Raw genomic sequence first — 26,245 nt, forward strand, 5'->3', positions numbered from 1 at the left:
CCGAGGTCACGGCCTCTTCGTTCACCACGACCTCTTGCACACCCTCGATGCTGGGCAGATCGAACATGGTGTTCAGCAAGATATCTTCCATGATCGACCGCAGACCCCGTGCGCCGGTCTTGCGCGCGATGGCACGCTTGGCGATGGCCTTCAACGAATCATCGGTGAACCTGAGCTTCACATCTTCCAGCTCGAACAGGCGCTGATACTGCTTGACCAGCGCGTTCTTGGGCTCGGTCAGGATGGTGACCAAGGCGGGTTCGTCCAGATCCTCGAGCGTGGCCAGAACCGGCAGGCGGCCGACGAATTCCGGGATCAGGCCGAATTTCAACAGATCCTCGGGTTCGAGATCCTTGAAATGCTCGCCGGGGGTCTTGTCTTGCGGGTCGCGCACATCGGCACCAAAGCCCATGGCGCTGCCCTTGCCGCGCTGGGCGATGATCTTGTCGAGCCCCGCGAAAGCCCCGCCACAGATGAACAAGATATTGGTGGTGTCGACCTGCAGGAATTCTTGCTGCGGATGCTTGCGCCCGCCCTGCGGCGGCACAGAGGCAACGGTGCCTTCCATGATCTTCAAAAGCGCTTGCTGCACGCCTTCGCCCGACACATCGCGCGTGATCGACGGATTGTCGGATTTGCGGGTGATCTTGTCGACCTCGTCGATATAGACGATGCCGCGCTGGGCGCGTTCCACATTGTATTCGCTGGCCTGCAACAGCTTGAGGATGATGTTTTCCACATCCTCGCCGACATAGCCCGCTTCGGTCAGCGTGGTGGCATCGGCCATGGTGAAGGGCACATCCAGAATCCGCGCCAGCGTCTGCGCCAGCAGCGTCTTGCCGCAGCCCGTGGGGCCGATCAGCAAGATGTTGGATTTCGACAGCTCGATATCGGATTTGCCCGCGTTGTTCAGCCGCTTGTAATGGTTGTGAACCGCCACCGCCAAGACCCGCTTGGCGTGGCGCTGGCCGATGACGTAATCATCGAGCACGTCACAGATCTCACGCGGGGTGGGCATGCCGTCCGAGGATTTCAGCCCCGAGGATTTCGTTTCCTCGCGGATGATGTCCATGCACAACTCAACACATTCGTCGCAGATGAACACGGTGGGCCCGGCGATCAGCTTGCGCACCTCATGCTGGCTTTTGCCGCAGAACGAACAATAAAGCGTGTTCTTGGAATCGCCGCTGGATGAATTCGCCATAGTGTTTACCTCAACCGGTCCTTTGGGCCGTTCCACGCCGGATGCAGACTGGCGCCCACATGCGGCATATCGGAAAGCCTAGAACAGGCTCGCCGACACCACAATGTCAAATTCCCGCACCACATGCGGGGCCGGACCCGATCACGCGCTGGCACCACCGGCCGGCACGCGGCTTTCCACGATTTCGTCGATCAGACCCCAGGCCTTGGCCTGTTCGGGATCCATGAAGTTGTCGCGCTCAAGCCCTTCGACCACGGTTTCAAAGGTCTGGCCGGTGTGCTTGACGTAAATCTGGTTCAGACGATCCTTGAGCTTTTGTGTCTCGCGGGCGTGGATCATGATATCGGTGGCCTGCCCCTGATATCCGCCCGAGGGCTGATGGACCATGATGCGCGAATTGGGCAAGGAAAAGCGCATCCCCTTTTCGCCCGCCGTCAGCAAGAGCGATCCCATCGACGCGGCCTGACCGATGACCAGCGTGGTCACCTTGGGCTTGATGTATTGCATCGTGTCATAGATCGACAGACCCGAGGTCACCACACCACCGGGGCTGTTGATATACATCGAGATTTCCTTGGACGGATTTTCCGCCTCAAGATGCAACAGCTGCGCCACGACCAAAGTGGCCATACCATCATGCACCGGCCCCGAGATGAAAATGATCCGCTCCTTCAGCAGGCGCGAAAAGATGTCATAGGCCCGCTCACCGCGGCTGGTCTGTTCGACCACCATGGGGACGAGGGTGTTCATGTAGAGGTCAAGAGGATCTTTCATGGTGGCCTGTCCCAAAATCGTTTTGCTGTTCGCCAACAGTCTTAGTGGTGGGTGGGGGGGGCTGCAAGGGCACGGGGCGATTTCCATGGACGGGGGGGCGCACGGCCCCTACCTCTGCGCCATGATGACCAGCCCCGTTCCCCATCTTGCCACACGCACCCAAGCGCTCACACGCTTGCAGCGGTTTTTGCCCTTGGCAGGGCGCGACTATAGCGCGCGGCGCAATTTCGATTGCCCCCAGCAGGGGCATCCGCATGTCTCGACGCTGTCGCCCTACATCCGCCACCGCCTGATCACCGAGGCCGAGGTTCTGGAGGCGGTTCTTGCCCGCCATTCGCTCATGGCAGCCGAGAAATTCGTGCAAGAAGTGTTCTGGCGCAGCTATTGGAAGGGCTGGCTGGAACTGCGCCCAAGTGTCTGGCATGATTACCGTGCGGGCCTTGATCGCGCGCTGACAGATCCCGCGCTGGCCGACCGCCTTGCCCGCGCCGAAGGCGCGCAGACCGGCATCGACTGTTTCGATGCCTGGATGGCCGAGTTGACCGCCACGGGCTATCTGCACAACCACGCACGGATGTGGGCAGCCTCGATCTGGGTCTTTACGCTGCGCCTGCCGTGGGAGGCGGGGGCCGATCTGTTTCTGCGCCACCTGCTTGATGGCGATCCGGCGTCCAACACGCTGTCGTGGCGCTGGGTGGCGGGTCTGCAGACGCCAGGCAAACATTACGTGGCGACAGCCGACAACATCGCGCGCTACACCGAAGGCCGGTTTTCGCCCAAAGCTTTGGTCACCGATCCTGCCCCCTTGTCTGGCCCGCCCCCCACCGCGCCGCGCGCTTCCAAGATTGCGGACTAGGCATCGGGCTTGGGATTGGGCCAGATCATCGCCCCCTACACCCCGACCGGCCCCGCCGCCGCGGCGCTCGAGCGGCTAGAAACACTGTGGGCGGCACAGGGCATTGCGCTGGTGCGGCGGATCAGGGCCTTTGACCACGCTGCATGGCCCCATGCCACGGCGGGATTTTTCCGCTTCAAGGAGCAGATACCCGATCTGATTCAAAGGCTATGACGTACATCTGTGGATAAGCTGGAGATAGGTTGTAAAATTGATATTTATTGATCTTTTTTTCACGGTATAGGCGAAATTTTCATGATATTTGGAAGTGTTGAAACCAGAGGAAAATCTGGGAATGATGCCAGGAACACCCGGTTTCGACCCGTTCCCTGCGACCGGGCCGCGTGCCATGACCAGCCGCAGCCAAAGCAGCAAGGCTTGCACAATCGGTGCAAATGATATGAATCGTGCCAAGCCTACAGGAGATCGCGCCATGCCCGACGGACAGACCCGCCACACCGGCCCTTCGCTTGCGCCCTTTGACTGGGCCGACCCCTTCCACGTGTCAGCGCAACTGACCGAGGAAGAGCGCATGGTCGCCGACAGCGCGCGCGCTTATGCGCAAGACAAGCTGATGTCGCGCGTGAGCGATGCCTATTTGAATGAACGCGTCGCGCCCGAGATATTTGCCGAAATGGGCGAGATGGGTCTGCTGGGCGTGACCATCCCCGAAGCCTATGGCGGCTTGGGCGCGGGCTATGTCACCTATGGCCTTGTCGCCCGCGAGGTAGAGCGTGTCGACAGCGGCTATCGCTCGATGATGAGCGTGCAATCGAGCCTCGTGATGTATCCCATCCATGCCTACGGTTCGGAAACGCAACGGCAAAAGTACTTGCCCGGTCTGGCGGCGGGCCGGTTGATTGGCTGTTTTGGCCTGACGGAACCCGATGCGGGTTCCGACCCCGCAGGGATGAAGACAGTGGCGAAGAAAACCGCTGATGGCTATGTGCTCAACGGTGCCAAGATGTGGATTTCCAACAGCCCCATCGCGGATGTGTTTATCGTCTGGGCAAAATCAGAAGCACATGGCGGCGCAATCCGCGGCTTTGTTCTGGAAAAAGGCATGAAAGGGCTGTCCGCGCCCAAGATCGGCGGCAAACTGTCCCTGCGCGCCAGCGTCACCGGCGAGATCGTGATGACGGATGTGGCGGTCGGCGAAGACGCGCTCTTGCCCGGCGTCGAAGGCTTGAAGGGGCCTTTTGGCTGTCTCAACCGTGCGCGCTACGGCATTGCGTGGGGGGTGATGGGGGCGGCCGAAGATTGCTGGCACCGCGCGCGCCAATACGGGCTTGACCGGGTGCAGTTCGGGCGCCCCTTGGCGCAGACGCAACTGTTCCAAAAGAAACTGGCTGATATGCAGACCGAGATCGCGCTGGGGCTGCAAGCGGCGCTGCGTGCGGGCCGCATGTTGGAGGATGGCAGCTGTGCGCCTGAGGTGATTTCCCTCATCAAGCGCAACAATTGCGGCAAAGCGCTCGATATCGCGCGGGGCGCGCGCGACATGCATGGCGGCAATGGCATCATGGCGGAATACCATGTCATGCGCCACGCACAGAACCTCGAGACGGTGAACACCTATGAGGGCACGCATGATGTGCACGCCCTGATCCTTGGCCGCGCGCAAACCGGACTTCAGGCATTTTTCTGAAACCGATTATTCGTACGAATAATCGCAACCCCGAATTTTCGTACGAAAATTCGGACCCTCACGCCCCCAACCGCGCGGCGACTGTTGCGGGGGTGACGGTACCGATCACCTGGCCCGCCGCCTCGACCGCCAAAGGATCGGGGCTTTTGGCGAAGCGGGTCAAGATCTCGCGCAACGCCAATTCAGGAGCGATGCGCACAGCCCCCTCCGCCAGTCCGGGCCCCATCACATCGCGCGCGGTCAACACCCCCAACGGGTTCATGTTGGCCACAAATTCCGCGACGTAAGCCGTTGCGGGGTTCGAGAAAATCTCGCGCGGGGTGCCGCATTGAATGATGCGCCCGCCCTCCATGATCGCGATGCGATTGCCCAGCTTAAAGGCCTCGTCCAGATCATGGCTGACAAAGATGATCGTCCGTTTCAGATCGCGCTGCAAATCCAGCAACTCATCTTGCAGCTTCGTCCGGATCAGCGGATCAAGCGCGGAAAAGGGCTCGTCCATCAACAAGATCGGCGCCTCGGTCGCAAAGGCGCGCGCCAGCCCCACCCGCTGTTGCATGCCCCCCGACAATTCGCCCACCAGCGCATCGGCACGGTCGGACAGCCCGACCAGTTCCAACTGCTGCCGCACCCGTGTGGCCCGCGTCGCCGCATCCAGCCCCGCAAATTCCAGCCCAAGTCCGACATTTTGCGCCACGCTGCGCCATGGCAACAGACCGAATTGCTGAAACACCATCGCAACCGCTGTCTGGCGCAACTGGCGCAGCGCCGCACCGCGCGCTGCGGTTACATTGACCATGGCCCCGCCCACGCGCACGTCAACATGGCCGCGCACGACCGGGTTCAGCGCATTGACCGCACGCAGCAGCGTGGATTTGCCCGACCCTGACAGCCCCATCAAGACAAGGATTTCGCCCTCCTCGACGGTCAGGGAACACTCATGCACGCCCAGCACCTGCCCCGTGCTGGCCTGTATCGCGGCGCGGTCATGGCCCTGATCGGCCAGCGCCAGTGCCGGCGCGGGATCATCGCCGAACATGATGCAAACCTGATGAAAGCGGACGGCAGCGCTCATTTGGGTGGTATCCTCAACACGCGGTCCAAAAGGATCGCCACCACGACGATGATCAGCCCCGCCTCGAACCCGAGGCCGGTGTTGACCGTATTGAGCGCGCGCACCACCGGCACGCCCAGCCCCGAGGCCCCGACCAGGGCCGCGATGACCACCATCGAAAGCGACAGCATGATGGTCTGGTTCAGCCCCGTCATGATCTGTGGCGTGGCATAGGGCAGTTCGACCTTCCACAGCTTTTGGCGCGGTGTGGCACCAAAGGCATCAGCCGCCTCGAGCAGGGCCGTTGGCGTCGAGGATATGCCAAGATGCGTCAGCCGGATCGGCGCGGGCAAGACGAAGATCACCGTGGCGATCAGGCCGGGCACCATGCCGATGCCGAAAAACACGATTGCCGGGATCAGATAGACAAAGGTGGGCAAGGTTTGCATCAAATCCAGCACCGGGCGCAAACCGGCATAAAGCCGGGGCCTATGCGCTGCTGCAATACCGATGGGCACGCCCAAACCCATGCACACAGCACAGGCCGACAAGACCAGCGTCAGGCTTTCGGTCGTTTCCTTCCAGTAGCCTTGATTGATGATGAACAAGAGGCCGACCGCGATCAGCACCGGCACCCGCCAACTGCGGTGCAGCCACCACGCCAGCGCCACAAAGATCGCGCTGATCAGGATGGGGTGCCAATCGGGCGAATAAAGATAGGTGATCTCCGAGCGGCGCAGATCCCAGATCCACCCGGTGTTGGGCGGCTGCTGCAACAGCGCAAGGATGATATCGATCAAGACCTCAAGTACGGCCGCCATGGCGTCAAAGACGCCGGCCAGATTGTCCTGCAACCCGTCAAAGACGGCCTCGGCCGCATCGCCCACGCGCAGCTTGCATTCCGACAACAGCGCAAGCGGCCCCATCCCTTGTGGAAGCCCCTGGTCGCATTCCGTCATCCGGCTCAGCATGACACACCCCCATCAGGGCGGGGCGGGGCATACCACCAGACCGGTGCCGCCCCGCCCCTTGCTGTGGTTTCAGGCGATCACAGCCCCAGCGCGCCACGCACGGCCGCCGCCGCGTCGCCGCCATCGATCGTTGTCACGCCCGCAAGCCAGCCCATGACCGGATCGGGATTGGCCGCCATCCACGCCGTGGCCGCATCGCGCGGATCAACCCCATCGTTCAGGATCGCACCCATGATCTCGTTTTCCATGGCCAGCGTGAATTCAAGGTTGGACAACAGCGCGCCCACATTCGGGCAGGCTTCGACATATCCGGCACGGGTGTTGGTGAACACGGTCGCCTCGCCCAGATTGGCGCCGAACCAATCATCGCCGCCCGTCAGATAGGTGATGTCGAAACTTGCGTTCATCGGATGCGGTTCCCAGGCCAAAAACACGATGGGCTCGTTTTGCTCGACCGAACGGGCGACCTGTGCCAGCATGCCTTGCTCAGAGCTTTCGACCAAAGCGAATTCCGCCGCACCAAGCCCAAAGGCATCGGCGGCCACCATGTCGAGGATCAGGCGGTTGCCGTCATTGCCCGGCTCGATGCCATAGATCTGTGCGTCCAGCGCCTCGGCGGCACCCGCGATATCGGCGAAATCCGCGATCCCCATCGCCGCGCCATGAGCATTGGTGGCCAGCGTGTATTTCGCACCCGTCAGGTTGGCGCGCACGATGTCCACCGTGCCCGCGTCGCGATAGGGCGCAAGATCGCCCTCCATCGATGGCATCCAGTTGCCCAGAAACACATCGACATCACCCGACGCAAGCGAGGTATAGGTCACCGGAACCGACAGCATCAGGGTCTCGGTCTCATAGCCCAGCGCCTCAAGCACCACGCTGGTGGTCGCGGTGGTCGCGGTAATGTCGGCCCAGCCAACATCGGAAAAACGCACGGTTGCGCAGTCATCTTGCGCCAAGGCCGCGCCGGCGCTCAGCCCAAGGGCCAGTACGCTGCAAGCGGTCCGGGTGATCATCGTCATGGTCGTCAGTCTCCCTGTTTTGGTCGTTTTGTTGATTGACCAGTCAATTAAAATCATGTGTCTTGCGGCCTTGCAAGCAATAGGAGAATTGCGATGCCGCGTACGGGCATGATGGCACTTCGGAAAGATGCGCTTGTCAACGCGGCGATTGGCGTGATCGGGCGCAAAGGGTCGCTGGATGTGACCATGGGCCAGATCGCACGGGCCGCGGGCGTATCGTCGGCGCTGGCACATCACTATTTCGGGTCCAAGGATGATCTTTTTCTTGCCGCGATGCGGGCGATTCTGTCTGATTTCGGGCTGGAGGCGCGGCGCGAACTGACCGCCGCCCGGACGCCGCGCGCACGCCTGACCGCGCTGGTGCGCGCCAGCTTTGGCGGACATAACTTCCAGCCCGACGTGATCGCGGCATGGCTGAATTTCTATGTCCTGGCCCAGACCCAGCCTCAGGCCGCAAGGCTGCTGCGGGTCTATCAACAGCGGCTTGTCTCAAACCTGATCCATGCGCTGCGCCCCTTGTGCCCGGATCCCGTGGCGATCGCGGCAACCACCGCGGCGCTGATCGACGGGCTTTACATCCGCCATGCGCTGACCGAAGCCGGGCCGCCCGATGCGGGTGCCGCGACAGCAACCGTCGAACGCTATCTCGACCTTGCGACCAAAGGGCCAAGATGATGCGCCCCAATATCTTGGTCATCATGGTCGACCAGTTGAACGGCACCCTCTTTCCCGATGGTCCGGCGGATTGGCTGCATGCGCCGAACCTGCGCAAGCTGGCCGCGCGGTCCGTTCGCTTTGCCAACAGCTACACCGCAAGCCCGCTCTGCGCGCCCGCGCGAGCCAGCTTCATGTCGGGCCAGCTTCCCTCGCGCACGGGTGTCTATGACAATGCCGCCGAATTTGCCTCGTCGATCCCGACCTATGCCCATCACCTGCGCCGGGCGGGCTATGCCACCTGTCTGTCGGGCAAGATGCATTTCGTCGGGCCCGACCAGCTTCACGGCTTCGAACAGCGCCTGACCACCGATATCTACCCCGCTGATTTCGGCTGGACGCCGGACTATCGCAAGCCCGGCCAGCGGATCGACTGGTGGTATCACAACCTCGGCTCGGTCACCGGCGCGGGCGTGGCCGAGATCACCAACCAGATGGAATATGACGACGAGGTGGCCTTTGCGGCCGAGCAAAAGCTCTACGATCTGGCGCGAGGGTCGGATCGGCGCCCATGGTGTCTGACCGTCAGCTTCACCCACCCGCACGACCCCTATGTGGCGCGCAAGAAATTCTGGGATATGTATCAGGATTGCAAGTACTTGCAGCCAGATGTTCCAGCCTTGCGCTACGCCGGACATGACCCGCATGCGCAGCGCATTCTTGATGCCAATGACTGGCGCAACTTTACCATCACGGATGAGGATATCGCCCGGTCGCGCCGTGCCTATTTCGCCAATATCTCCTATCTCGACGAAAAGATCGGCAGCTTGATGGATGTGCTGGATCGCACCCGGCAAGATGCGATCGTGGTCTTTGTGTCGGATCATGGCGACATGCTGGGCGAGCGTGGCCTGTGGTTCAAGATGAACTTCTACGAGGGCGCGGCCCGGGTGCCCTTGATGATTGCCGCCCCGGATCTGGCACCGGGGCTGATCGATGATGCGGTTTCCACCATCGATCTTTGCCCGACGCTGTGCGATCTGGCGGGGGTGTCGATGGCCGAAGTGATGCCATGGACCGATGGCGAAAGCCTTGTGCCCCTGGCCCATGGCCGCCGCCGCGACAGCCCCGTGGCCATGGAATACGCCGCCGAGGCAAGCATCACCCCGCTGGTGGGTCTGCGTCAGGATCGCTGGAAATACACCAACTGTGCGGCAGATCCCGAGCAATTGTTCGACCTTGTGGCCGATCCGCACGAGCGGGTGAACCTGGCCGATGATCCGGCCCATGCCGCCACGCTGGAACGGTTCCGCCGCATGGCCGCCGAGCGCTGGGATCTCGAGGCGTTTGATGCCTGCGTCCGCGAAAGCCAGGCGCGTCGCTGGGTGGTTTATGAGGCGCTGCGGAACGGCGCCTATTTCCCTTGGGATTTCCAGCCGCTGCGCGCGGCCTCCGAGCGTTTCATGCGCAACCACATGGACCTCAATGTCCTTGAGGAAAATCAACGATTTCCAAGGGGCGAATAGCTCCAGAGCCATTGCAAAGGGGGGATCATGCTTGCCCAACCGACCGCCAGCCATTTCGTGAACGGCGCCTATCTGGACGATGCCAAGGGCGCGGCCCTGCCCGTGATCTTTCCCGGCACCGGCGAACAGATCGCAGCATTGCACGAAGCAACGCCCGCCGTGATCGAGGCGGCCCTTGCGGCCGCGAAAGCCGCGCAAGGGCCTTGGGCTGCGCTCAAGCCCGTGGAACGGGGCCGCATCCTGCGCCGCGCCGCCGACATCATGCGCGCGCGCAACCGCGCCTTGTCCGAGCTTGAAACCCTCGACACCGGCAAACCGATTTCCGAGACGCTGGTGGCCGACGCGACATCGGCCGCCGATGCGCTGGAATATTTCGGCGGCATGGCTGCGACCCTGACCGGCGATCATGTGCCCTTGGGCGCCGATTGGGCCTATACGATGCGCATTCCCTTGGGCGTCTGTGTGGGGCTGGGCGCGTGGAACTACCCCACCCAGGTGGCCGCGTGGAAGGCCGCGCCGGCGCTGGTCTGCGGCAACACGATGGTGTTCAAGCCGTCTGAACAAACGCCGCTTTGTGCCTTGAAACTGGCGGAAATCCTGATCGAGGCCGGCGCGCCGCCGGGCGTGTTCAACGTGATCCAGGGCGCAGGCGGCGTGGGCCGCGCGCTGGTCGAGGATGCCCGCGTGGCCAAGGTCTCACTCACCGGATCGGCCGAGACCGGCAAAAAGGTCTATGCCAGCGCGGCAGCCCAGATGAAGCATGTCACGATGGAACTGGGTGGCAAATCGCCCCTGATCATCTTTGACGACGCCGATCTGGACAGCGCCGTTTCAGCGGCGATCAATGCCAATTTCTTTGCGACCGGACAGGTCTGTTCCAATGGCACGCGGGTGTTCGTGCACCGGGGTGTCAAGGATGCCTTTCTGGCCCGTCTGGTGGCGCGCGTGGCGCAAGCCGTGATCGGCGACCCCCGCGACGAGGCCACGACGCTGGGCCCGATGATCAGCGAAGAGCAGCTTGCCGTTGTCTGTTCCTACATCGAAACAGGCAAATCCGAGGGCGCGCGGCTGGTGCATGGTGGCGCCCGCCCGAACCGGCCCGGCGCCTTTATCGAACCGACGATCTTCGCCGACGTCACCGATGACATGACCATCGCCCGCGAAGAGATTTTCGGCCCCGTGATGTCCATCCTCGACTTTGACACCGAAGCCGAGGTGATCGTGCGCGCCAACGCCACCGATCTGGGGCTGTCGGGGGCGGTCTTTACCCGCGATCTCGCGCGCGGCCACCGTGTGGTGCATGCGCTCGAGGCGGGATCGGTCTGGATCAACCAATACAACCTCACGCCCGTCGAACTGCCCTTTGGCGGCGTCAAGGGATCGGGCGTTGGGCGCGAAAACGCCCGCGCGGCGATCGAGGCCTATAGCCAGCTCAAGACCGTCTATGTCGGCATGACCCCGGTAGAGGCAGCCTATTGATGCCCGACCGCATGCAAGCCGATTATGTCGTCATCGGCGCGGGCAGCGCGGGCTGCGCCATCGCCTACCGTTTGGCCCAGGCGGGGAAATCCGTGATCGTCGTCGAACATGGCGGCAGCGATTGGGGGCCCTTCATCAACATGCCCGCCGCGCTCTCCTATCCGATGAACATGCCGCGCTATGACTGGGGCTATGTGACCGACCCCGAGCCGCATATGGGCGGGCGCATCATGGCCTGCCCGCGCGGCAAGGTGGTGGGCGGGTCGTCGTCGATCAACGGCATGATCTATGTGCGCGGCCATGCGCGCGATTTCGACACCTGGGCGGACATGGGGGCCACCGGCTGGTCCTATGCCGATGTGCTGCCCTATTTCAAACGTGCGGAAACCTGGCATGGCGATGCGGGCGATCCGGCTTTTCGGGGCCATGACGGGCCGCTTCACATCACGCGGGGGCCGCGCAAGAACCCTCTCTTTGATGCCTTTATCCGGGCCGGGGCCAATGCGGGCTATGGCGCGACCGAGGATTACAACGGCCACCGTCAGGAAGGGTTCGGCGCCTTCGAGATGACCATCTGGCAAGGCGAACGCTGGTCGGCCGCCAAGGCCTATCTGCGACCCGCGCTGAAAACCGGCAATTGCGCCATGGCGCGCGGTCTGGTCGACCGCATCGAGATCGCCGAGGGCCGCGCCACGGGCGTGCGGCTGGCGGATGGGCAGATCATCACCGCGCGCGCCGAGGTGGTGCTGGCCGCCGGTGCGATCAATTCGCCCAAGATCTTGATGCAAAGCGGCATCGGCCCCGCGGGGCATCTGGCCGAGCACGGCATAGCACCTGTGGCTGACCGCCCCGGCGTGGGTGCGAACCTGCAAGATCATCTGGAAATCTACGTCCAGTTCGCATCCACCAGACCCGTCAGCCTTGCGCCCTACTGGTCGCTCTGGGGCAAGGCGCTGGTGGGTGCGCAATGGCTCTTGACCCGCAAGGGTCTGGGCGCGTCGAACAATTTCGAGGCCTGCGGTTTCATCCGGTCGCGCGCAGGTGTCGACTACCCCGATATCCAGTATCACTTCCTGCCCATCGCGGTGCGCTATGACGGCAAGACCGCCGCCAAAGGCCATGGCTTTCAGGCCCATGTCGGGCCCATGCGCTCGAAAAGCCGCGGCACGGTAAGATTGCGCTCGGCCCATGCCGCAGATGCGCCGCGCATCCGCTTCAATTACATGTCGCAGGCCGAGGATTGGCAGGATTTCCGCACCGCCATCCGCCTGACGCGCGAGATTTTCGCGACCGATCCCATGGCCGCCTATGTCGCTCACGAAATCCAGCCCGGCGCCGCCGCGCACAGCGATGCAGAGCTTGACGCCGTGATCCGCGAACATGCCGAAAGCGCCTATCACCCCTGCGGCACCTGCCGGATGGGGCGCGCCGATGACCCTATGGCAGTGGTCGACCCCGAGGCCCGCGTGATCGGCGTGGCGGGCCTGCGGTTGGCCGACAGTTCGGTCTTTCCGCAAATTCCCAATGGCAATCTCAACGCGCCCTCGATCATGGTGGGCGAAAAGGCGGCCGACCATATTCTTGGGCGCACGCTTTTGCCGGCGGAAAACCTGCAACCCTGGATTGCGCCCGACTGGCAAGAGACCCAGCGCCAAGCAGCCTTGCGGGCAACGGTGGCCAACTAGCCGGGAAAACGGCCGTTTTCCCGGCGGAAAATCTCGAGATTTTCCACGCGTTTTCCGCAAGGAAAACGCTACCCCTGGCCGATCACCAGCACCCGGCCATAGGGCGGGGGTGCGACTTTCTCGGGCACCGCCCACACCACGGCAAAGCCCGGCTGCGGCGGCAGGGCCGCATCCAGATCGCTCAGCACGATCAGAAGCGACGGCGCCTTGCGCCCGGCCTTGTCGAAAAGATCGGCGTAATCCGTGCCCCCACCCCGGCGCATCGGCAGATCGCGCAGCCCCGGCCAGCCCGCCGGATCGAGCCGTTTTTCAACAAAGACCGCCGTGTCAAACCCCATCAGATGCACCTCGGCGCCGCTGCGGCGCGCGATGCCCTCGGCCTCGGCGGTGAAAAGCCGCAGCGCTTGCGCGTCGATCGAGGATGAGGTGTCGATCCCCACCACCAGCCGGGGGCGGCTGTCCATGCGCGCGCGCCCCGGCTGATAGACAGGCACCGGCCCGCCACGGCGTTCGGCCTCGGCCATTTGCGCCACCCATGCGCCTGCGGGGCGGCGCCAGCTGCGATGGGGCCGTTCGGTCAGCGCGCGGGCCAGAAGCCCCCGCAAATGCACCTCCCACGGCACGGCGGCGGGCGCCAGATCGCCCAGGATCACGCCCAGTTTTCCTATCCCTGCCCCCGCACGGCGCCCTGCCTCAAGCGCGCGCAGGATCTGGTTGCGCCAATCGGCGGCCTTTTGCATCGTGCCTGCCTCATCTGGCTCTCCAAGCCCCAGATCGACCGCAAAACCACGGGTGGCCCCCCATTCGCGGAGTTTTTCGGCCCGCTTGGGGTCGGAATGCAGCGCCATCGCCAGCCGGCCGGCATCCCACCGTTCCAGGGCTTCGACGGCACTTTTCGCGGGCATCCCGGCTTCGGCCAACAGATCGCTCACGGTGACCGCAGGCCGCGGCACCGCATGGCCCGCCAGGATCAGCGTCTCGTTGATGATCCCATCCGCCGCCAATCCGAAAAGCGATGCGTCAAAGCCCGCGCCCAGCCGTTCAGCCAGGCCTGCCTGTCGGCTGGAATGGCGCAGCGCCACATGCAGCACGTGATGGGCCACCAGCCCCACCTGTTCGGGCAAACCCAGCGTGGCAAAACCGGGGCCATAGCGGATCGTGTCGCCATCGGTCCGCGTTGCCCCGTCACCGTCGCGGTGTCGGCACCACAAGGCCAGCACCGCCAGCGCCGGATCGACCTCGCCCAGATGGGCCAGCGCACGGGCGGCGCGGGTGGAATGCCCGTTCACGGCAAACCGGCCGCCTGCCGCTCGGCGGCATAGGCCGCGTAATCGGGGCTTTCGGCAAAACCGCTTTCCCAGCCGCGCTCCAGCGCGCGACCGATCAGCATCTCGAAGCCGAAACTCGCCAGTTCCTGCACCGGCAGACCGGCAAAGCCCGGCCCGGACAGCCCGCGCAGATCGGCCAGAAGCTCAATCGCCACGCCCAGATTGTCGCGCCGCACCGCGCCGAGCAGCCCGTAGACCAGCGCCGTCAACCCATGCAGGCTGCGCGGATACATCGCCGCACGCGCGCGGCGCGGCGCGGCCAGCATGGCGTCGATCTGCACGCTGGCCGCAATCTCATCGGCCAGAAGCGCAAACTCGGCCGCGGGGGCCGCCCCCACCGTGCCCGCGATCATCACCTGCCGCAGGGTTCGATCGGCGACAGTCTGAATGATCTTGCTGACCCGGGTCCAGCTGCGCGGGGTGCAGGCGATCATCTGCCCACGCCTCAGGCTGTCTTCGGTCGTCTCCAGAAGATCGGGGCGCGTGCGGATGAAGGCCGCGACCGCAGGATGGATGCCCGCAGGCAGGGCATAGGATGTCAGCCAATCCTCGGGGCTTGCCTGCACGATCATGTGGATCAGCCGATCCGACAGGGCGGTGCCCATGTCATAGGCGATGGCGCCATCCTCGACCCGGTTGCCCGCCGCCACGATCATCACGCTGCCGGGCAAGCGGTGGCGGCCCACGCGGCGTTCCTGCAACAGCCCATAGACCGTGGGCTGCAACGCAGGCGCCGCCGCCGTCAATTCATCGAGAAACAAGATCGCGGGCGCGTCGGTATCGGGCAGATCCTCGGGGCGGTACCAGATCGTCTTGGCGGATGCGTGATCGAAATAGGGCAATCCGCGCAGATCTTGCGGCTCGATCGTGGTCAGGCGCAGATCGAACAATTCCGCCCCGATGCGGGCGGCCAGCGTCTGGACCACCTCGGTCTTGCCGACACCGGGGCGCCCATGCAGCATCCAGCTGGCCACCAACCCACCTGTGGTCTGGGCAGCCCATCCCGCCTCCAGCACGCGCAGCGCCTCACCGGCTGACACGGTCGTTGCGTTCACACTCATGCCATGGCCCCCCGCCGTTCCAAGGCGGCCGTCAGCCGGGCATGGGCCGACACGCCGCGCGCCTCTTGCGCGATGTCACGGATATAGCGGTCGTCACGGTGATTGACCGCCAGCAGATCGCGCTCGGTCAGGGCGGCATCGAAGAGCCCGGCCAGAGCCGCCCGATCCTCGGCATCGAGCGCCAGGAGCCGGGGGTTGGGCCGGTCGGTCTGCACCGACACCAGCGTCAGGGGCGCGATGCGCGCCAGTTCGGATTGCTCGATCACGAGGCGCAGTTCCCCCTCTGTGATCCCCTGCCGCGCCGCGATCTTGCGCAAGGCCGCGCGCGCGCGAAAGGCCAGCGCATCAAGCCGCCGGGCGGCCTCATCTTGATCGACGGCCCTTGCGCGTGCGGCTTTCGACAGGCGCAGCACCTTCATCTCGACCAGGGCGATGACGATGAGCATGGCCAGAGGCGCTTGCGTCACCGGCAAGGCCAGATCGCGCGACAAGAGCGGGATGGCAACAAAGGGCAACAGCGCCGCCAGATAGCGCAGGATCTGGATTTCCACGATCATCCGTGCCCATAGCCCCGGGCCTGCCCCCTTGGGAACAAGCTGCACCCGGCCCAGGAATTTCTTGGGCAGGCTGCGGGTTTCCAGAACCCCGGCATTGGCGATGGTGGCGTCGGTCACGATCAGCATTGTGGCCTAGCTAGCGCGCCGCGCGGTTGAAAACACCCCCCCCGTTGCGCACGCGGCCCGCGCCCGGCCGGTATCGGGGCTGGCCCGGCTTCGGCATCTGTCCGCGCAGCCCGCACCTCACGGCTTTGCGCCTGAGGCCTGCGTGCGCTAAGGATCGCCTGACCCGTTTTTCAGGATGCCCCCCATGACGCGTATCGGACCGCTGAGCTGTTTCAAGGCCTATGACATTCGCGGCCGATTGGAGACCGAACTGACCGATGACATCGCCTGTCGCATCGGGCGCGCCTTTGCCGAGGTGTTGGGCGCGCGCCGTGTGGTGCTGGGCCGCGATGTGCGACCCAGTTCCAGGGCGCTGGCCCATGCCGTGGCCCAAGGTCTGATGGATGCCGGGGTCGAGGTGCTGGATCTGGGCCTGTCGGGCACGGAAGAGACCTATTTCGCCACCAGCCATCTTGGGGCCTGTGGCGGCATCTGCGTGACGGCCAGCCACAATCCGATGGATTACAACGGGATGAAGATGGTCAGGGCGGGCTCGGCCCCTATCGGGCAGGCCGATGGCATGGCCGCGATCAAGGATCTGGCCGAAAGCGGCGCCTTCGCCCCTGCCCGCCCCGGTGGGCGCATCACCGATGCCGGCGCCACCCGGGCGGCCTATGTGGCCAAGCTGATGAGCTTTGTCGATGTCGCGGCGCTGATACCTATGAGGGTGCTGGTCAATGCGGGTCACGGCGCGGCAGGGCCCAGCTTTGACGCGCTGGCCACGGCGCTTTTGACGGCCGGCGCGCCCATCGACTTCATCCGCATCCACCATGACCCCGACGGCAGCTTTCCCGCAGGCATTCCCAACCCGCTTCTGGAAGAAAACCAGCCGCTGACCGCCGCCCCGGTGGTGGCCCATGGCGCCGATATGGGCGTGGCCTGGGATGGCGATTTCGATCGCTGTTTTTTCTTCGATCATGAGGGCGGTTTCGTGCCGGGCGAATATGTCGTGAGCTTGCTGGCCGAGGCGTTTCTGGCGCGCGAACCGGGGCAAATGATTGTCCATGACCCGCGCGTGATCTGGGCCACGCAAGATGTGGTGACCGATCTGGGCGGTCAGGCGATCGCATCCAGATGCGGCCATTCCTTCATCAAGCAGGTGATGCGCGACACCGGCGCTGTCTATGGCGGCGAGATGTCGGCGCATCATTATTTCCGCGATTTCATGGCCTGCGACAGCGGCATGATCCCGATGCTGCTGATCATCGAGCTGGTCAGCCGTCGGGGCCAAAGCCTCAGGGATCTGTTGTCCGCACGCCGCGCGGCCTATCCCTCGTCAGGCGAGGTGAATTTCCGCGTCGCCGACCAGAAGGCCGCCATCGCCGCGATCGAGGCCCGCTTTGGCCCCCACGCCCATGCGCGCGACGAGATCGACGGGCTGAGCCTGTCCTTTGGCGACTGGCGGTTCAATCTGCGCGCGTCAAACACCGAACCGCTGTTGCGGCTCAACATCGAGGCGCGCGGCAAGCCCGATCTGGTGACTGCCAGGTTGGCCGAGATGCGGGCGCTTATCGAAGGCTGAGCGCGGTCTGGACAAGCCGCCCCCGCGCGATCATGCTGCCCGGACGGGGGGCGGCATGGCATATGAAACGGTCATCGCGGGCGGGCGCATCGTTACCGGCGGGGCGGTGGTGGCGGCCGATATCGCCATCACGGGCGGGCAGATCGCGGCCATAGGTCAGGGGTTTGACGGGGCCACGCGGATTGATGCGACAGGCCTGATCGTCACCCCCGGCGGGGTCGATCCGCATTGCCATATCGAACAGATGTCCGGCATGGGGCTGATGAATGCCGACACCTTCGAGACCGCCACACGGTCGGCGGCGATGGGGGGCACCACCAGCGTCATCTCGTTTTCGGCACAGGCCAAGGGCCAGCGCCTGTGCGATGCAATGGCCGATTATGCCGCGCGGGCCGCGCGCGGGGCGGCGGTGGATCATGCCTTTCACATTCTGATCAGCGACCCCGATGTGCCCGATTTCGAAGCGGATCTGCGCGCGCTCATCCGGGCCGGGCATCGCTCGATCAAGCTGTTCACCACCTACAACATCGGGTTGTCGGATGACGCGATCCTGCGGGTGCTGCGCATTGCGGGGGATGCGGGGGCGCTGACCTGCATCCATGCCGAAAGCGATGCGATCATCGCCGATGCCCGCGCAAGGGCTTTGGCCGAAGGGCGCACAAGACCCATTGACCACGCCGCATCGCGCCCCCGGGCGGCGGAAATCGAGGCGGTGGCGCGCATGTGCCATCTGGCCGAACTGGCCCGCGCCCCGGTGATGATCTTTCATGTCTCGACCCGTGAGGCGGTGGCCGGGATTGCCGCCGCCCGCGCGCGCGGTGCGCCGATCTGGGCCGAAACCTGTCCGCATTACCTGTTTCAAACCGAAGACGTGCTGGACAGACCGGGGCGCGAGGGGGCGAAATGGATGTGTTCGCCCCCACAACGCACAAGGGCCGATCAGGCAGCCCTCTGGGCCGGGATCGCGGCGGGGCACATTCAGGTCGTATCGTCGGACCATGCGCCCTATCGATTTGACGAAACGGGGAAATTCGCCAATGGATTTGATGCGCCCTTTTCCGCCATCGCCAATGGCATGCCGGGGCTGGAGGTGCGCCAACCGCTGATGTTCGATGCGATGGTGACGCGCGGGCGCTTGGGTCTGGCGCGCTTTGCCCAGATCACCGCCGAGGCCCCCGCCGCGCTCTATGGCCTAAGGGCCAAGGGCCGCATCGCGCCGGGGCATGATGCCGATCTGGTGTTGTGGGACCCCGCCCGCCATGTCAGCTATGGTGCCGATGATCTGCATGACAATGTCGGCTACAACCCCTGGGAAGGCACCACACTCACCGGCTGGCCGGTGGCCGTTTTCGTACGCGGCACGGCCGTGATGCGCGAAGGCGACTATCTGGGCCAGCCCGGCGCGGGCCGCTGGCTTGATCGCGCCGCCATCGGCGCCCATCCCCATGATCTGACAGGGACCCCCCCATGACCGACCGCCCCGACGCCCCGCATGAATTGGCGATCACCTTTCTCTATTACCGCGACCTGCCGCGCGCCTTTGCGTTTTACCGCGATGTGCTGGGCTTGCCGCTGGCCATCGATCAGGGCGATCTGGCCAAGATCCTGCGCATCGCGCCGGGCGCCCATGTCGGGCTGGTCGATGAGGCAAAGGGCATGAACCGCTGGCAGGCCGAAAAATGCGTCCAGCTTTGCATCCGTGTCGCGGATGTGCAGGCCTGGTATGCCTATTTGCAGGAAATGGCTGTGGATAACCTGTCAAGAATGTTCGAAAATGAAAAGCTTGGGATCCGCGCCTTTGTCTTTCGCGACCCCGAGGGCTACCAGATCGAGATCCAGCAAGCCACGCGGACAGGGGCATGATGGGCACGCTTTTCGTCATCAACCCCAATTCCAGCCAGACCGTCACCGACGGGATCGCCGCCGCCCTTGCGCCCTTGCAGGGGATGGGGGCACCCATCGCCTGTCTGACGCTGGCCGAAGGGCCGCCCGGCATCGAAAGCCAGGCTGAGGCCGATGAGACCATCGCGCCCATGCTGCGGCTGGCGGCCCGTCTGGAACACGACGCGGCCGGTTTTGTCATCGCCTGTTTTGGCGATCCGGGGGTGCATGCGCTGCGCAATCGAACCGCCAAGCCGGTCTTGGGCATACAGGAGGCCGCCGTGTCAACCGCGCTGACGCTTGGCCAACGCTTTGGCATCATCGCGATCTTGCCCGCATCTGTTCCCCGCCATCTGCGCGCCCTTGGCGCGATGGGGGTGCTGGACCGGGTGGCGGGCGACCGCGCGCTGGGTCTGGGGGTGGCCGAACTGGCAGATCCCGCCATCACGCAAGAACGCCTGATCGACACGGGGCGCCGCTTGCGCGACCAGGATGGCGCCGAGGTGCTGATCCTTGGATGCGCCGGCATGGCACGCTATCGCGCTGTCTTGGAACAGGTGCTACAGATCCCCGTCATCGATCCCTGTCAGGCTGCCGTTGCCATGGCGCTGGGACGGATCGCGCTGTCACAGACCCACAAACCCGGAGCCTGACATGGCCAAACTGCTCGATGAAACCGCCGCCGGTGTCTTTACCATCGCCGCCACCCCCTTTCTGCCCGATGGGTCGCTCGACCTGATCAGCATCGATCGCATGGTCGATTTCTATGAGGAAAAGGGGGCCACGGGGCTGACCATCCTTGGTATCATGGGCGAGGCGGGCAAGCTGTCGGCCGAAGAAAGCACCATCGTGATCGACCGTGTCACCACGCGCGCAACGGTGCCGGTGGTGGTGGGCGTTTCCGCCCCGGGTCTGGCCGCGATCAAGGCGATGTCGGACAGCGCCATGGTGCGCGGGGCTGCGGGCGTCATGGTGGCCCCGCCCGGCCATCTGCGCAGCGACGACCAGATCACCAGCTATTTCCAGATGGTGGCCGATGTTCTGGGCCCGACCCCTTGGGTGGTGCAGGATTTCCCGCTGGTCACGGGTGTGCAGATGACGCCCAAGGTCATCCGCACGATCTTTGACACCTGCCCCACGGCCGTGATGCTCAAGCATGAGGATTGGCCGGGCCTCGACAAGATCACCACCTTGCGCGCGCAAGAGGCATCGGGCGCGCGCCGCATCTCGATCCTGTGCGGCAATGGCGGGCAATTCCTGCTCGAGGAGGTATTACGCGGGGCCGATGGCGCGATGACGGGCTTTGCCTATCCCGAGATGATGGCCGATGTGGTGCGTCTGGTGAAAGCGGGCGATGAGGCGCGCGCGCGCGATATCTTTGACGCCTATCTGCCGCTCATCCGCTATGAAAGCCAGCCGGGGCTGGGCCTGTCGATCCGCAAGCATGTTCTGGCCCGGCGCGGGGCGATTGCCCATCCGACCGTCCGCCGCCCCGGCCCGGCGCTGTCAGCCGCCACCATCGCCGAGATCGAAACGCTGATGACCCGTCAGGCGGCGCGGCTGGCGGGTCTGGGGTAATCAATAGAACCATCTCCGCCCGGTTGGAAACAGCATGCGGCACGCATGCCCCGACCGGGCAGCGGGTGGCAGACCCCGACCCTCCACCGCCCTTGCCTGGTCGTGAGTTTCCAAAAGGGATGATTTCACGCCACCACCAAAACAAGAGCGGCCCGGGGTTGCCCCCGGGCCGTTTCGTGTCTCATCACCCAAGGGGCGATCAGAACATGTCGTTGTGCATGACCTTGGCCCATGCCGCGACGAAATCCGTCACGAATTTTTCGGCCGCATCATCCTGGGCATAGACCTCGGCATAGGCGCGCAGGATCGAATTCGAGCCGAACACCAGATCGACGCGCGTGGCGGTCCATCTGGTCTGACCGGTCTTGCGCGCCACGATGTTGTAGGTGTTGGCCCCGGTCGGCACCCACGAATACGACATATCCGTCAGGTTGACGAAGAAATCCGTGGTGAGCGCACCGACACGATCGGTGAACACCCCATGCGCCGTGCCGCCATGGTTGGTGCCCATCGCCCGCATGCCGCCGACCAGAACTGTCATTTCCGGCCCGGTCAGGCCCAAAAGCTGGGTCCGGTCAAGCATCAGCTCTTCCGCGCCCACGACATAATCGGCCTTGAGCCAGTTGCGGAAGCCATCGGCCAGCGGTTCGAGAACCGCAAAGCTTTCGGCATCGGTCTGCTCTGCGGTCGCATCGCCACGCCCGGCCTTGAAGGGCACGGTCACGTCGAAACCGGCGGCTTTCGCGGCCTGTTCCACACCGACATTGCCCGCCAGAACGATGGTATCGGCAACCGATGCCCCATGGGCGGCGGCGATGGGTTCCAGCACCGACAGCACATGCGCCAGACGCGCGGGCTCATTGCCTGCCCAATCCTTTTGCGGTGCCAGACGGATACGCGCGCCATTGGCCCCGCCCCGCAAATCGGACTGGCGGAAAGTGCGCGCGCTGTCCCATGCGGTGGCAACCATGTCGGCAACCGACAGGCCCGATGCCGCAATGGCGGATTTCAGCTTGGCCACATCATAGCCGGTCTGACCCGCAGGGATCGGATCTTGCCAGATCAGATCCTCGGTCGGGGCATCGGGGCCGATATAGCGGGTGCGGGGGCCCAGATCGCGATGGGTCAGCTTGAACCAGGCGCGCGCGAAGGTGTCGTCGAAATAGGCCGGATCGGCCATGAATTTCTGACAGATCGCGTTATAGGCCGGGTCGAGCTTCATCGCCATGTCGGCATCCGTCATCATCGGCATGACGCGCTTGGTCGGATCGGTGGGATCGACCGGCATGTCCTGTTCGCGGATGTTGATGGGGCGGTACTGGTTGGCCCCGGCGGGAGATTTCGTCAGCTCCCACTCATAGCCGAACAAGAGGTCGAAATAACCCATGTCCCACTTGGTCGGATGGGTCGTCCATGCGCCCTCGATGCCGCTGGTGATGGCATTGGTTGCCTTGCCGCCAAGGTTGGGGTTGATCCAGCCAAAGCCCTGGTTCTCGATCCCGGCGGCCTCGGGTTCGGCACCCAGTGCGGCCGCATCGCCATTGCCATGCGCCTTGCCGACCGTGTGACCACCACAGGTGAGCGCCGCCGTTTCCTCGTCGTTCATTGCCATCCGGGCAAAGGTGACGCGCACCTGTTCGGCAGTGTTGAGCGGGTTGGGCTGGCCGTTCACGCCTTCGGGGTTCACATAGATCAGGCCCATATGCACGGCCGCCAACGGGTTGGCGAGCGTGTCGGGCTTCATGATGTCTTCGTAGCGCTGCGCCGCATCGCCCACGAATTCCTGCTCAGAGCCCCAATACACGTCTTTTTCAGGCGCCCAGATGTCTTCACGACCGAAGGAGAAACCATAGGTCTTCAGCCCCATGGATTCATAGGCGACGTTGCCCGCAAGCAAGATCAGGTCTGCCCAGCTGAGTGCGTTGCCGTATTTTTTCTTGACCGGCCACAAAAGGCGGCGGGCCTTGTCGAGGTTGCCGTTGTCAGGCCAGGAATTCAGGGGCGCAAAGCGGATATTGCCGGCACCACCGCCACCGCGCCCGTCTTGCAGACGGTAGGAGCCCGCCGAATGCCATGCCAGACGGATCATCAGACCGCCGTAATGACCCCAGTCTGCCGGCCACCAATCTTGGCTGTCGGTCATCAACGCCTCCACATCGGCCTTGACCGCGTCAAAATCGAGCGCCTTGACCGCCTCGCGGTAATCAAAGCCCGCAAGCGGGTTCGATTTCGCGTCATGCTGGTGCAAGATGTCAAGGTTGAGCGTCTTGGGCCACCACTCGGTCACGCCGGTGGCTTGGGTGGTCATCGAACCATGCATCACCGGGCACTTGCCCGCCGATCTGTCATCTCCGTCCATCATCTTTGTGGTCTCCATTTTCGCTGAAAGACTGCGTGGCTTCGCGTCGCCTGTGGGATCGCGTAGCAGCGATTCCCACATCCTGCATTGCCCTTAGCAAAGATGATCAATCAGGATAAGTTGTATTTCCTGATAATAATGATAAGAAGATCTTATGACAAACATCACCCTTCGCCAATTGCGCTATGCCGCGGCGCTGGCCCGTTATCGCCACTTCGGGCTGGCCGCCGAGGCCTGTTCGGTCACCCAACCGGCGCTGTCGATGCAAATCAAGGAGTTGGAAGAGGGGCTTGGGGCCAAGCTGTTCGAACGCGGCACACGCCAGATCCGGCTGACCGGTCTGGGCGAGGACATCGCGGCGCGCGCCCGCGACATCTTGCGCGCGGTCGATGAATTGGAAGAGCTGGCCCGCACGCGCCGCGACGGGCCGGGCGGGCGGCTGCGGCTGGGGGTTATTCCCACCATCGCGCCGTATCTGTTGCCCCGGCTGATCCGCGATCTTGGAACGCGCTACCGTGGCGTCGATCTGCAGGTGCGCGAAACCCAGACCGAGCGCCTGATCACGGAATTGAGCGAGGGGCGACTGGATACGGCGCTGGTGGCGCTGCCGGTATCGGAGCCCGGCTTGACCGAAGTGGCCCTGTTTTCGGAAGGCTTCGTGCTGGTGCGCCCCGAGGCGGATGCAGGCCGCCCCGTGCCCGCCCCCGCCGCGTTGCCCGACATGCAGCTGTTGCTGCTGGAGGAAGGCCATTGCTTTCGCGATCAGGCGCTCGAAGTCTGCGGCCTGAGGACAGGGGCGCGCCATGCGGGGCTTGATGGCTCGTCGCTGTCGACACTGGTGCAGATGGTGGGGGCGGGCATCGGCGTGACGCTGATCCCCGAGATGGCGGTAAGCGTGGAAACGCGTGGCGCCGCTGTGACCGTGCAACGCTTTGATGCAGGACCGCCGGCGCGCACGGTCGGCATGATCTGGCGCCGCACAAGCCCCTTGGCTGCCGATCTGCGCGATCTGGCCGAGGTGGTGCGCCAGTCTGCTGAAGCGATGTATGCCGCGACACGGCCGGATTGAGCGGGCAGAAGGCCTTTCGAAAGGCCTTTGCACGCGGTTTGCAAACCGCGTGGGCGCCTAGCCCGAAAGGCGCGCAAACCTCACGACCTCGGCCACCAGCACATCCAGCGTATCGATCGCCTGAACCTCGGGGCTGACCGCATCAGGGATCAGCGAAAACTCGGTGCACGCGATCAGCTGCACCTGCGCGCCCTTGGCCAATAGCGCCTGTGATTGCCCCAGAAGCGCCGCGCGCGCGTCATCATTCGGCCCATGCGCCTTGATCGACCGGATCGCGGCCAGCATGCCCGCACCATCTTCGGGATGGATCACCGACAGCCCGACAGCCCCCAACGCACGGTCAAACAGCCCCACCCGGGCCACCGCGGGCGAGGCCAGTAATCCCACCTTGGCCCCTGTCTGAGCCAACCGGCGGGCCGCTTGCGCAGAGGCCGCCACCATATCGAGAAACGGAATGCGTACCGCCGCCCGAATCTCGTCGGCATAGTGATGGGCGGTGTTGCAAGGCATGGCCAGCGCCTCGGCCCCTGCCACCTCGAGCCGCTGCGCCATGGCGACCAGAACCGGGGCGGGATCATCGCCCCTACCCTCGATCAGCCGGGCGATGCGCGATGGCACCTGAGAATTCTGATCCACGATCAGCGGAATATGGTCGGCATCATCGCGCGCGGGCACTGCGGCGATGATCTTTTGCATCAACAAAACCGTCGCCTCTGGCCCCATACCGCCAAGGATACCGACCCGCCGCATCATCCGCGCGCCAATGCGCCCTTGTAGGCAAACAACCCGACCGAGCCGCCGGTGTGCAAGAACACCACCCGCTCACCCGGCTTGAAGCGGCCCTTGCGGCACCAGTCGATCAGACCCGCCGCGCCCTTGCCGGAATAGACAGGGTCAAGCAAGATGCCTTCAAGCTCTGCAAACATGCGGATCGCGTCCAGCGTATCGGCGCGCGGCAGGCCGTAGCCCGCGCCGACATAATCGGTATCTGCCACAACATCTGCCCGCTCGACCACGCCCGGACAGCCCAGCTTTTCGGCCGTGCGGCAGGCCAGATCATAGACCATCTGTTCCTGCTTTTCCTTGGGCGCACGCGTGCCGATGCCCAAGACCGGAATGCCCGCATTGAGCGCCTTGAACCCCGCGACAAGCCCGGCCTGCGTGCCGGACGATCCGGTGGCCGTGACCAGATGGTCGATCACCAGCCCGCGCTCATTGGCTTGGGCCAGCACTTCAAGCGCACAATTGACATAGCCCAGCGCACCCGTGGGGTTCGATCCGCCCCCGGGGATGACATAGACGCGGTGGCCCGCGGCCCGCGCGGCTTGGGCTGCTGCCTCCATCGCGGCGGGCATGTTGGTACCACCGGGGTGCACTTCGGTCGTGGCGCCATGAAGATGGTCCAGCAGCACGTTGCCGTTTTCGGTGTAATCGGGGTCTTGGTAACCTGTCCGATCCTCGAGCAACACATGGCAGCCCATGTCAAGCTTGGCGGCAAAGGCCGCAGTCTGGCGGGCGTGGTTCGATTGTGTGGCGCCTTGCGTCATCACCAGATCGGCGCCCTCGGCCATAGCCTCGGCCATCAGGAATTCCAGCTTGCGCGTCTTGTTGCCGCCCGTGGACATGCCGGTGCAATCATCGCGCTTGATCCAGATTTCCGGGCCGCCCAGCGCCTTGGACAGGCGATCCATCCGCTCGAGCGGCGTAGGCAAATGTGCCAGAAAGACGCGGGGAAAACGGGCAAGATGCATGGCGGCGGCCTTTGATGAGTGGTTGTCCTGATCGTGGTATCCGCTTTGTCAGCAATTGACAA

Annotated in this window: 24 protein-coding genes; 13 read left to right on the forward strand and 11 right to left on the reverse strand. The window is 64.1% G+C overall.

Going from position 1 to position 26,245, the window contains the following annotated elements:
* The coding region (gene clpX, locus Q0094_RS06080; RefSeq protein ID WP_297616391.1) for an ATP-dependent Clp protease ATP-binding subunit ClpX at positions 1-1,204 on the reverse strand (1,204 nt) is incomplete at its 3' end.
* Between the two features lie 141 nt (positions 1,205-1,345).
* Positions 1,346-1,978, reverse strand: coding sequence for an ATP-dependent Clp protease proteolytic subunit (locus Q0094_RS06085; protein WP_297616393.1), 633 nt, complete (start codon positions 1,976-1,978; stop codon positions 1,346-1,348).
* A gap of 121 nt (positions 1,979-2,099) precedes the next feature.
* Between Q0094_RS06085 and Q0094_RS06090 the strand changes: the two genes are divergently transcribed.
* The 3 genes from Q0094_RS06090 (at position 2,100) to Q0094_RS06095 (ending at position 4,521) form a co-directional block, all read left to right on the forward strand.
* Positions 2,100-2,834, forward strand: coding sequence for an FAD-binding domain-containing protein (locus tag Q0094_RS06090; protein ID WP_366940224.1), 735 nt, complete (start codon positions 2,100-2,102; stop codon positions 2,832-2,834).
* A gap of 9 nt (positions 2,835-2,843) precedes the next feature.
* Positions 2,844-3,047 carry a hypothetical protein gene (locus Q0094_RS14485; RefSeq protein WP_366940225.1) on the forward strand — a complete coding sequence of 68 codons (204 nt, stop codon included), beginning with the start codon at positions 2,844-2,846 and terminating at the stop codon, positions 3,045-3,047.
* 259 nt (positions 3,048-3,306) lie between these two features.
* The gene (locus Q0094_RS06095; RefSeq protein WP_297616396.1) at positions 3,307-4,521 is read left to right on the forward strand and encodes an acyl-CoA dehydrogenase; all 1,215 of its coding nucleotides are present in this window, start codon (positions 3,307-3,309) and stop codon (positions 4,519-4,521) included.
* A 58-nt stretch (positions 4,522-4,579) separates the two neighbouring features.
* Here Q0094_RS06095 and choV read toward each other — a convergent pair whose 3' ends face one another.
* The 3 genes from choV to choX all read right to left on the reverse strand — a co-directional run bounded on the left by choV (position 4,580) and on the right by choX (position 7,562).
* Positions 4,580-5,596 (reverse strand): choline ABC transporter ATP-binding protein, encoded by a 1,017-nt coding sequence (choV, locus tag Q0094_RS06100; protein ID WP_297616399.1) that lies wholly within the window; start codon positions 5,594-5,596, stop codon positions 4,580-4,582.
* Positions 5,593-6,546: a choline ABC transporter permease subunit gene (gene choW / locus Q0094_RS06105; protein ID WP_297616402.1), complete on the reverse strand. Its 954-nt coding sequence runs from the start codon at positions 6,544-6,546 to the stop codon at positions 5,593-5,595. The genes choV and choW overlap by 4 nt, the downstream gene beginning before the upstream one ends.
* Positions 6,547-6,623: 77 nt before the next feature.
* Entirely contained in the window at positions 6,624-7,562 is a 939-nt protein-coding gene (choX, locus tag Q0094_RS06110; protein WP_297616543.1) for a choline ABC transporter substrate-binding protein, read from the reverse strand.
* A gap of 99 nt (positions 7,563-7,661) precedes the next feature.
* Between choX and betI the strand changes: the two genes are divergently transcribed.
* From betI to betA, 4 genes are read left to right on the forward strand one after another with little or no spacing between them, the layout of a single operon-like run.
* The gene (betI, locus tag Q0094_RS06115) at positions 7,662-8,243 is read left to right on the forward strand and encodes a transcriptional regulator BetI (RefSeq protein WP_297616404.1); all 582 of its coding nucleotides are present in this window, start codon (positions 7,662-7,664) and stop codon (positions 8,241-8,243) included.
* Positions 8,240-9,748, forward strand: coding sequence for a choline-sulfatase (gene betC, locus Q0094_RS06120; protein ID WP_297616407.1), 1,509 nt, complete (start codon positions 8,240-8,242; stop codon positions 9,746-9,748). Before betI ends, betC begins: the two co-directional genes overlap by 4 nt.
* Before the next feature lie 27 nt (positions 9,749-9,775).
* Entirely contained in the window at positions 9,776-11,227 is a 1,452-nt protein-coding gene (gene betB, locus Q0094_RS06125; RefSeq protein WP_297616410.1) for a betaine-aldehyde dehydrogenase, read from the forward strand.
* Positions 11,228-11,238: 11 nt separating this feature from the next.
* Positions 11,239-12,912, forward strand: a complete 1,674-nt coding sequence (gene betA, locus Q0094_RS06130) for a choline dehydrogenase (protein WP_297616546.1) — start codon at positions 11,239-11,241, stop codon at positions 12,910-12,912.
* A 68-nt stretch (positions 12,913-12,980) separates the two neighbouring features.
* On the opposite strand, the gene Q0094_RS06135 is transcribed toward betA, so the two are convergent.
* Genes Q0094_RS06135 through Q0094_RS06145 form a run of 3 tightly spaced genes read right to left on the reverse strand, consistent with a single transcriptional unit; the run spans position 12,981 to position 15,984 of the window.
* Positions 12,981-14,201: a VWA-like domain-containing protein gene (locus Q0094_RS06135; RefSeq protein ID WP_297616413.1), complete on the reverse strand. Its 1,221-nt coding sequence runs from the start codon at positions 14,199-14,201 to the stop codon at positions 12,981-12,983.
* Positions 14,198-15,301, reverse strand: coding sequence for a MoxR family ATPase (locus tag Q0094_RS06140; protein WP_297616416.1), 1,104 nt, complete (start codon positions 15,299-15,301; stop codon positions 14,198-14,200). Before Q0094_RS06140 ends, Q0094_RS06135 begins: the two co-directional genes overlap by 4 nt.
* Positions 15,298-15,984, reverse strand: a complete 687-nt coding sequence (locus Q0094_RS06145) for a hypothetical protein (RefSeq protein ID WP_297616419.1) — start codon at positions 15,982-15,984, stop codon at positions 15,298-15,300. Before Q0094_RS06145 ends, Q0094_RS06140 begins: the two co-directional genes overlap by 4 nt.
* A gap of 193 nt (positions 15,985-16,177) precedes the next feature.
* Between Q0094_RS06145 and Q0094_RS06150 the strand changes: the two genes are divergently transcribed.
* The 5 genes from Q0094_RS06150 to Q0094_RS06170 are packed head-to-tail and all read left to right on the forward strand — an operon-like array spanning position 16,178 to position 21,004.
* Positions 16,178-17,545: a phosphomannomutase gene (locus Q0094_RS06150; protein ID WP_297616549.1), complete on the forward strand. Its 1,368-nt coding sequence runs from the start codon at positions 16,178-16,180 to the stop codon at positions 17,543-17,545.
* A gap of 55 nt (positions 17,546-17,600) precedes the next feature.
* Positions 17,601-19,016: a dihydropyrimidinase gene (hydA, locus tag Q0094_RS06155; RefSeq protein WP_297616422.1), complete on the forward strand. Its 1,416-nt coding sequence runs from the start codon at positions 17,601-17,603 to the stop codon at positions 19,014-19,016.
* On the forward strand, positions 19,013-19,408 hold the full coding sequence (locus Q0094_RS06160; RefSeq protein ID WP_297616425.1) for a VOC family protein: 396 nt from the start codon (positions 19,013-19,015) through the stop codon (positions 19,406-19,408). The genes hydA and Q0094_RS06160 overlap by 4 nt, the downstream gene beginning before the upstream one ends.
* Positions 19,405-20,079 carry an aspartate/glutamate racemase family protein gene (locus Q0094_RS06165; RefSeq protein ID WP_297616428.1) on the forward strand — a complete coding sequence of 225 codons (675 nt, stop codon included), beginning with the start codon at positions 19,405-19,407 and terminating at the stop codon, positions 20,077-20,079. Before Q0094_RS06160 ends, Q0094_RS06165 begins: the two co-directional genes overlap by 4 nt.
* A gap of 1 nt (position 20,080) precedes the next feature.
* Positions 20,081-21,004 carry a dihydrodipicolinate synthase family protein gene (locus Q0094_RS06170; protein ID WP_297616431.1) on the forward strand — a complete coding sequence of 308 codons (924 nt, stop codon included), beginning with the start codon at positions 20,081-20,083 and terminating at the stop codon, positions 21,002-21,004.
* Positions 21,005-21,203: 199 nt separating this feature from the next.
* On the opposite strand, the gene katG is transcribed toward Q0094_RS06170, so the two are convergent.
* Positions 21,204-23,363 (reverse strand): catalase/peroxidase HPI, encoded by a 2,160-nt coding sequence (katG, locus tag Q0094_RS06175; protein ID WP_297616552.1) that lies wholly within the window; start codon positions 23,361-23,363, stop codon positions 21,204-21,206.
* A gap of 154 nt (positions 23,364-23,517) precedes the next feature.
* Between katG and Q0094_RS06180 the strand changes: the two genes are divergently transcribed.
* A complete protein-coding gene (locus tag Q0094_RS06180; RefSeq protein WP_297616434.1) occupies positions 23,518-24,432 on the forward strand; it encodes a hydrogen peroxide-inducible genes activator in 915 nt (304 codons plus the stop codon).
* A 57-nt stretch (positions 24,433-24,489) separates the two neighbouring features.
* Here the strand turns inward: Q0094_RS06180 and Q0094_RS06185 are convergent, their stop codons facing one another.
* Together Q0094_RS06185 and Q0094_RS06190 are read right to left on the reverse strand one after the other, a co-directional pair.
* A complete protein-coding gene (locus Q0094_RS06185; RefSeq protein ID WP_366940227.1) occupies positions 24,490-25,185 on the reverse strand; it encodes an amino acid racemase in 696 nt (231 codons plus the stop codon).
* Complete coding sequence (locus tag Q0094_RS06190; RefSeq protein WP_297616439.1) at positions 25,182-26,183, reverse strand: D-cysteine desulfhydrase; 1,002 nt, start codon at positions 26,181-26,183, stop codon at positions 25,182-25,184. The genes Q0094_RS06185 and Q0094_RS06190 overlap by 4 nt, the downstream gene beginning before the upstream one ends.
* Positions 26,184-26,245 lie beyond the last annotated feature (62 nt).

Origin of the sequence: uncultured Roseicyclus sp., from assembly GCF_937892565.1 — a bacterium.
GTDB lineage: Bacteria > Pseudomonadota > Alphaproteobacteria > Rhodobacterales > Rhodobacteraceae > Roseicyclus.

Coding starts and splice junctions, on each gene's coding strand:
- Q0094_RS06165 (WP_297616428.1), top strand. CDS start 19,405: ATGATGGGCACGCTTTTCGTCATCAACCCCAATTCCAGCCAGACCGTC.
- hydA (WP_297616422.1), top strand. CDS start 17,601: ATGGCATATGAAACGGTCATCGCGGGCGGGCGCATCGTTACCGGCGGG.
- Q0094_RS06170 (WP_297616431.1), top strand. CDS start 20,081: ATGGCCAAACTGCTCGATGAAACCGCCGCCGGTGTCTTTACCATCGCC.
- Q0094_RS06190 (WP_297616439.1), bottom strand. CDS start 26,183: ATGCATCTTGCCCGTTTTCCCCGCGTCTTTCTGGCACATTTGCCTACG.
- choW (WP_297616402.1), bottom strand. CDS start 6,546: ATGCTGAGCCGGATGACGGAATGCGACCAGGGGCTTCCACAAGGGATG.
- Q0094_RS06140 (WP_297616416.1), bottom strand. CDS start 15,301: ATGAGTGTGAACGCAACGACCGTGTCAGCCGGTGAGGCGCTGCGCGTG.
- betC (WP_297616407.1), top strand. CDS start 8,240: ATGATGCGCCCCAATATCTTGGTCATCATGGTCGACCAGTTGAACGGC.
- Q0094_RS06180 (WP_297616434.1), top strand. CDS start 23,518: ATGACAAACATCACCCTTCGCCAATTGCGCTATGCCGCGGCGCTGGCC.
- Q0094_RS06160 (WP_297616425.1), top strand. CDS start 19,013: ATGACCGACCGCCCCGACGCCCCGCATGAATTGGCGATCACCTTTCTC.
- choX (WP_297616543.1), bottom strand. CDS start 7,562: ATGATCACCCGGACCGCTTGCAGCGTACTGGCCCTTGGGCTGAGCGCC.
- choV (WP_297616399.1), bottom strand. CDS start 5,596: ATGAGCGCTGCCGTCCGCTTTCATCAGGTTTGCATCATGTTCGGCGAT.
- Q0094_RS06085 (WP_297616393.1), bottom strand. CDS start 1,978: ATGAAAGATCCTCTTGACCTCTACATGAACACCCTCGTCCCCATGGTG.
- betB (WP_297616410.1), top strand. CDS start 9,776: ATGCTTGCCCAACCGACCGCCAGCCATTTCGTGAACGGCGCCTATCTG.
- Q0094_RS06095 (WP_297616396.1), top strand. CDS start 3,307: ATGCCCGACGGACAGACCCGCCACACCGGCCCTTCGCTTGCGCCCTTT.
- Q0094_RS06185 (WP_366940227.1), bottom strand. CDS start 25,185: ATGATGCGGCGGGTCGGTATCCTTGGCGGTATGGGGCCAGAGGCGACG.
- betI (WP_297616404.1), top strand. CDS start 7,662: ATGCCGCGTACGGGCATGATGGCACTTCGGAAAGATGCGCTTGTCAAC.
- Q0094_RS06145 (WP_297616419.1), bottom strand. CDS start 15,984: ATGCTGATCGTGACCGACGCCACCATCGCCAATGCCGGGGTTCTGGAA.
- katG (WP_297616552.1), bottom strand. CDS start 23,363: ATGGACGGAGATGACAGATCGGCGGGCAAGTGCCCGGTGATGCATGGT.
- Q0094_RS06090 (WP_366940224.1), top strand. CDS start 2,100: ATGATGACCAGCCCCGTTCCCCATCTTGCCACACGCACCCAAGCGCTC.
- betA (WP_297616546.1), top strand. CDS start 11,239: ATGCAAGCCGATTATGTCGTCATCGGCGCGGGCAGCGCGGGCTGCGCC.